The organism is Rheinheimera sp., from assembly GCF_020217005.1.
Classification (GTDB): Bacteria; Pseudomonadota; Gammaproteobacteria; order Enterobacterales; family Alteromonadaceae; genus Pararheinheimera.
The window spans coordinates 1-5,582 of the sequence record NZ_JAIWOI010000372.1 but is presented as its reverse complement, the minus strand read 5'-3'; the positions used below and the strand labels follow the sequence as shown (position 1 = coordinate 5,582).

The 5,582-nt window shown below is 46.6% G+C and carries 4 protein-coding genes and 1 pseudogene; 3 read left to right on the top strand and 2 right to left on the bottom strand.

What is annotated here, in order from left to right; all coding sequences use genetic code 11:
• Positions 1-89: pseudogene (locus tag LDL40_RS18505) on the bottom strand (elongation factor Ts); the annotation flags it as partial.
• 120 nt (positions 90-209) lie between these two features.
• Positions 210-938, bottom strand: a complete 729-nt coding sequence (gene rpsB, locus LDL40_RS18500; RefSeq protein ID WP_300996968.1) for a 30S ribosomal protein S2 — start codon at positions 936-938, stop codon at positions 210-212.
• Positions 939-1,178: 240 nt separating this feature from the next.
• Here rpsB and map point away from each other — a divergent pair, with 240 nt between their 5' ends.
• The 3 genes from map to dapD are packed head-to-tail and all read left to right on the top strand — an operon-like array spanning position 1,179 to position 5,471.
• Entirely contained in the window at positions 1,179-1,970 is a 792-nt protein-coding gene (map, locus tag LDL40_RS18495) for a type I methionyl aminopeptidase (protein WP_300996967.1), read from the top strand.
• Between the two features lie 47 nt (positions 1,971-2,017).
• On the top strand, positions 2,018-4,642 hold the full coding sequence (gene glnD, locus LDL40_RS18490; protein WP_300996966.1) for a [protein-PII] uridylyltransferase: 2,625 nt from the start codon (positions 2,018-2,020) through the stop codon (positions 4,640-4,642).
• A 4-nt stretch (positions 4,643-4,646) separates the two neighbouring features.
• Entirely contained in the window at positions 4,647-5,471 is an 825-nt protein-coding gene (gene dapD / locus LDL40_RS18485; RefSeq protein ID WP_300996965.1) for a 2,3,4,5-tetrahydropyridine-2,6-dicarboxylate N-succinyltransferase, read from the top strand.
• The last annotated feature ends 111 nt before the right edge of the window (positions 5,472-5,582 follow it).

The following is a 5,582-nucleotide window of genomic DNA, read 5'->3' as shown; positions in this document are numbered from 1 at the left end:
GCAGTTTCTTCTAAAGCTTTTTTGCAGTCCATCATGCCAGCGCCAGTGCGCTCGCGTAATTCTTTTACCAAACCGGCAGTTACAGCCATGGGGAGTTCCTCGCAAAAATTTTTCGTGGACAAACAGGGGCAAATGCCCCTGTGTGTTTAAACCTGCTTTATACCTGTCCCAGATGTAGCCTTGATGACAAGGCTACGGAGACAATGCAATTACTCAGCAGCTACGAAGTTTTCAGATTCAGCCTGAACTTCGATGTTTTTGCTGCGGCCTTCAGTAATGGCCTGATTGACTGCACCCAGGTATAACTGGATAGCGCGGATAGCGTCATCGTTACCAGGGATTACATAGTCAACACCTTTAGGATCAGAGTTAGTATCAACGATAGATACTACTGGAATACCCAGGTTGTTGGCTTCTTTAATTGCAATGTGTTCGTGGTCAGCGTCGATCACAAACAGAACATCAGGCAAGCCGCCCATGTCTTTGATACCGCCTAAGCTCTTTTCCAGCTTATCCATCTCACGGGTACGGTCTAAAGCTTCTTTTTTAGTCAGCTTGTCGAAAGTACCGTCCTGGCTTTGAGACTCCAGGTCTTTTAAACGTTTGATAGACTGGCGAACAGTTTTCCAGTTGGTCAGCATGCCACCTAACCAACGGTGGTTTACATAGTACTGGTCAACTTGCAAAGCAGCTTCTTTGATCGCTTCAGAGGCAGCGCGCTTAGTACCAACAAACAGGATTTTGCCTTTTTTAGCAGCAACAGACTGAATGAAAGCCAGAGCATCGTTCATCATAGGAACAGTTTGTTCCAGGTTGATGATGTGTACACGGTTACGAGCGCCGAAAATGAATGGCTTCATTTTTGGGTTCCAGTAACGTGTTTGGTGACCGAAATGTACGCCCGCCTGGAGCATATCGCGCATAGAAACTTTAGCCATTTGAATATTCCTCAATAATGGGGTTGGGCCTCCATACATCCCATAAAACCGACCGAAACTCAATGAGTTGCAGCACCCCGGCTTATGTGTCGATGTATGTGTGTTGTTTAGTTAATTGCAGTTTTAATCTGCGTTTTGCGTTTTTAGCAGAATCTGATTTGCCAAATCGCGGCGCGCTTTATACCATAAGCACCCTTGAAACACAATGAAATGTGTATTTTTACAGCAGAGAGAGATGGCATGGCCGCGATTATTAAAACAGCAGATCAGATCGAAAAAATGCGTGTGGCTGGTAAGTTAGCTGCCGAAGTATTAGAGATGATTGAGCCATACGTCAAAGCCGGTGTCACCACCGAAGAGCTCAATACCATTTGCCACAACTACATAGTGGATGTGCAGCAGGCTATCCCAGCCCCGCTGAATTACCATGGTTTTCCAAAATCTATCTGTACTTCAGTCAATCAGGTGATTTGCCATGGCATTCCGTCACCAGAGAAAAAACTCAAGGAAGGCGACATCATCAATATTGATATCACAGTGATTAAAGACGGTTATCACGGTGATACCTCAAAAATGTTTGTCATCGGCAAGCCAAGCATTATGGCGGAACGTTTAATTCGTGTAACGCAGGAGTGCCTCTACATGGGCATTCGTAAAGTGAAAAACGGCGCCCGTTTAGGTGATATAGGTTTTGTGATTCAACAACATGCAGAAAAACACAGCTACTCCGTAGTACGTGAATACTGCGGTCACGGTATAGGTCAGGTGTTCCATGAAGACCCACAGGTGCTGCATTATGGCCGCCCTGGCACAGGTGACACCTTAAAAACCGGTATGTGTTTGACGATTGAGCCGATGATCAACGCAGGTGAGCGTCACAGTAAATTGTTAAAAGACGGCTGGACGGTTGTCACCAAAGATCGTAGTTTATCAGCGCAGTTTGAACACACTATTGTCGTGACAGATACCGGCTGCGAAATATTAACGCTGAGATCAGACGACACCATAGAACGAATAGTTACGGCCGAATAAGTTCATACCGCACCAGCGGCGGCCGCTTAAGACCTGAGGTAAAGCAAATGAACATGGCGCTGGCGTTTAATAAGTCTTTACCCGGTTTATGTACACTGGATAGCTATAAAAAACATTTTGCCGAGTTTAATGATTGGCTGAAACATGCCTTTGAGCATCAAACCGTTGGCAGTTTAGTCAAAGCCCGCGCCCGTTTTATCGACGAGGTGCTGGTGTCTTTATGGCAGCACTTCGATCTGCATAAACATAAAAAAATAAGTCTGATAGCCGTCGGTGGTTATGGCAGGGGTGAACTACACCCTTGCTCTGACATCGATTTATTGTTGTTGACCGACAGCAAACTCGACGCTCAGCAAAAAGAACAAATCAGCCAGTTTATTACCTTGCTGTGGGACTTACGTTTAGAAGTCGGCCACAGTGTCCGTAGCGTGAAAGAATCTGTGACTCTGGGCAGAGAAGACATCACCATTGCCACCAACCTGATGGAAATGCGCCTGCTGACCGGCAGCAAAGAGTTGTTTGATGAGTTACAAGTCCAGGTCTGTAAAGATAGCTTCTGGACCTCTCAGGCATTTTTCCAGGCCAAACGTGACGAACAACAGCAGCGTCACGCTCAGTATCACGGTACAGCCTATAACCTGGAACCTAATTTAAAAGCCAATCCCGGTGGCCTGCGTGATATTCAGACCATAGGCTGGGTGGCGAAAAAACATTTTAATACCAGAACCATGCGTGAACTGGTGGCTTATCAGTATCTGACTGAAGATGAGTATCAGGAGCTGATGGAGTGTGAGGCCTACTTATGGCAAATGCGTTTTGCCCTGCATGTTGAATCCGGCCGAAATGAAAACCGTATTCTGTTTGACTATCAGCCTGCTGTCGCCAAACGTTTAGGTTTTGGTGATGATGGTAAAGCTTCTGTTGAACGTATGATGAAGAGGTTTTTCCAGACAGTACAAAGGGTCGCTGAACTGAACGATATGCTGCTGCAGCATTTTGACGGCAGTATTCTCAATAGCCAAAGCAAACTAAAACAGCAAAAGCTGGATGATTTTTTTGAGCTGACCGGCCATTTAATCCGCGCTACCGACAATGCGGTTTTTGCCCGTCGTGAAAATATTCTGCGACTGTTCTGGCATATAGCGAACAACTCCAATATCACCGGCATTCACTCAGATACCATTCGTTTGCTGCGTTTAGTCAGGCGTCGTCTGATGGGTGATTTGCAGGATTATGAAGCCTGTCGTCAGCTGTTTATGACCATCATGCGTCATCCACGTGGAATGGACAGAGCCATTACACTCATGCACAGGCACGGCATTCTGGCCTCTTATCTGCCGGCCTGGCGTAATATTGTCGGACAAATGCAGTTTGATTTATTCCATGCCTACACCGTGGATGAACATACGCACCGAGTGCTGAAAAACTTATACCGTTATTCACAAGCAGGTTTTGAAAACGAGTTTCCGCTCTGCACTGACATAGTCAAACGTATGGAAAAACCTGAGATTTTATATCTGGCCGGTATTTTCCATGACATTGCCAAAGGTAGAGGCGGCGATCACTCCGAATTAGGCTCTCTGGATGCCCGTGAATTTGGCAAACTGCATAAGTTAAGTGACTTTGACAGCAAGTTGCTGGCCTGGTTGGTGGAAAGTCATTTATTGATGTCAGTGACAGCACAGCGCCGCGATATTCACGACCCAGCGGTTATTGCTGAATTTGCCGACAAAGTACGCGACGAAACCCGTCTTAACTATTTGTATTGCCTGACGCTGGCCGATATTCGCGCCACCAACGACAACTTGTGGAATGATTGGAAAGGCTCGTTATTACGTGAACTCTATTTAGGCACGCAAAAAGCTTTCCGTCGTGGCCTGGAAAAGCCAATGGATTTACGCGACTTAATTCGCGAAAATCAGGCAGAAGCCATGAAGCTACTGCAAAAACAAGGCTTTACCGAACAAGAAGTGCTGCAGTTGTGGAGCCGGATCAAAGCCGATTATTTCGCGCGTTACAACCCTAAACAAATTGTCTGGCATTGTGAGCATATTTTGCGCCACAAAGATCCACACGAGCCTTTAGTGCTAGTGGATAAAACCCCTTACCGTGGCAGCACTCAGGTGTTTGTTTACACACCGGATCAGGACAACTTATTTGCTCATTTAGTGGCTGCACTCGACAGCAAAAAGGTCAATATTTTTGATGCCCAGATCATGACCAATAAAGATGGTTATGCCATGGATACCTTTGTGATCCTGGAGCAAAACGGCGAGCCTGTGACCTCACCTTCGCGTTTACAAAGCCTGAAACGTGCGCTGGAAAGCTATATTAGCGGCAAACCGGATTTATCACGAGGTAAACCCCGTTTATCCCGCCAGATGCGGCCCTTTAACATTGCGCCCAAAGTGGTGTTTATTCCGGGAGCCAATAAACACCGTACTATGGTGGAAATTACCGCTTTAGATATGCCGGGGTTATTGGCCGATATAGGCTCAGTGTTCCAGCAATGTGAGATCAGTATTCACGCTGCAAAAATCACCACTATAGGCGAAAAAGCCGAAGACTTTTTTATGATTTCTACGCGACAAGATCAGGCGCTGGATGCCGATCAACAATCACAACTGCGCCGTGTTCTTGTCGAACAATTAACTCATGTGACAGAGGGATAAAGTTTTGTCAGATTTAAAATCCGTTATCGAAGCCGCGTTTGAACAACGTGCGTCCATTACTCCATCAACAGTTACTGCAGAAGTGAAAACAGCTGTGACCGCAGCTATTGAACTGCTGGATAGCGGTAAAGCCCGTGTTGCTGAAAAAATTGCCGGCGAATGGGTCACTCACCAATGGCTGAAAAAAGCGGTCTTGCTATCTTTCCGTATCAATGACAATCAGGTAATGGACGGCGCTGAAAACCGTTTCTTCGATAAAGTACCAATGAAATTTGCTGACTACACCCACGAGCGTTTCGTGGCTGAAGGCGTACGTGTGGTACCTCCTGCCGCAGTGCGTAAAGGCAGTTTTATCGATAAAAACGTGGTGCTGATGCCTTCTTACGTCAATATAGGCGCTTATGTCGGTGAAGGTACTATGGTCGATACATGGGCCACTGTGGGCTCCTGTGCTCAGATCGGTAAAAACGTACACTTATCAGGTGGCGTAGGTATTGGTGGTGTATTAGAGCCACTGCAAGCCAACCCAACCATTATTGAAGACAACTGCTTTATCGGTGCCCGCTCTGAAGTGGTGGAAGGCGTAATCATCGAAGAAGGCGCAGTGCTTTCAATGGGTGTTTATATCAGCCAGTCGACCCGTATTTACGACCGTGAAACCGGTGAAATTACCTATGGCCGTGTTCCGGCAGGCGCTGTCGTGGTGCCAGGCTCTATTCCATCGAAAGACGGCACACACAGCCTGTACGCCGCCATTATCGTGAAAAAAGTAGATGCCCAGACCCGCGCTAAAGTGGGTATCAACGCTCTGCTGCGTAGCATAGATTAAGATAAAAATGGGGTCAGATCCTGAGGGATCCCCACGAATTTCTCATTAAGCAGCCCATCGGACAGCATACTCAGCAGTATGCTGTCTGAAGCGTTCTATTAGGTCATCTTC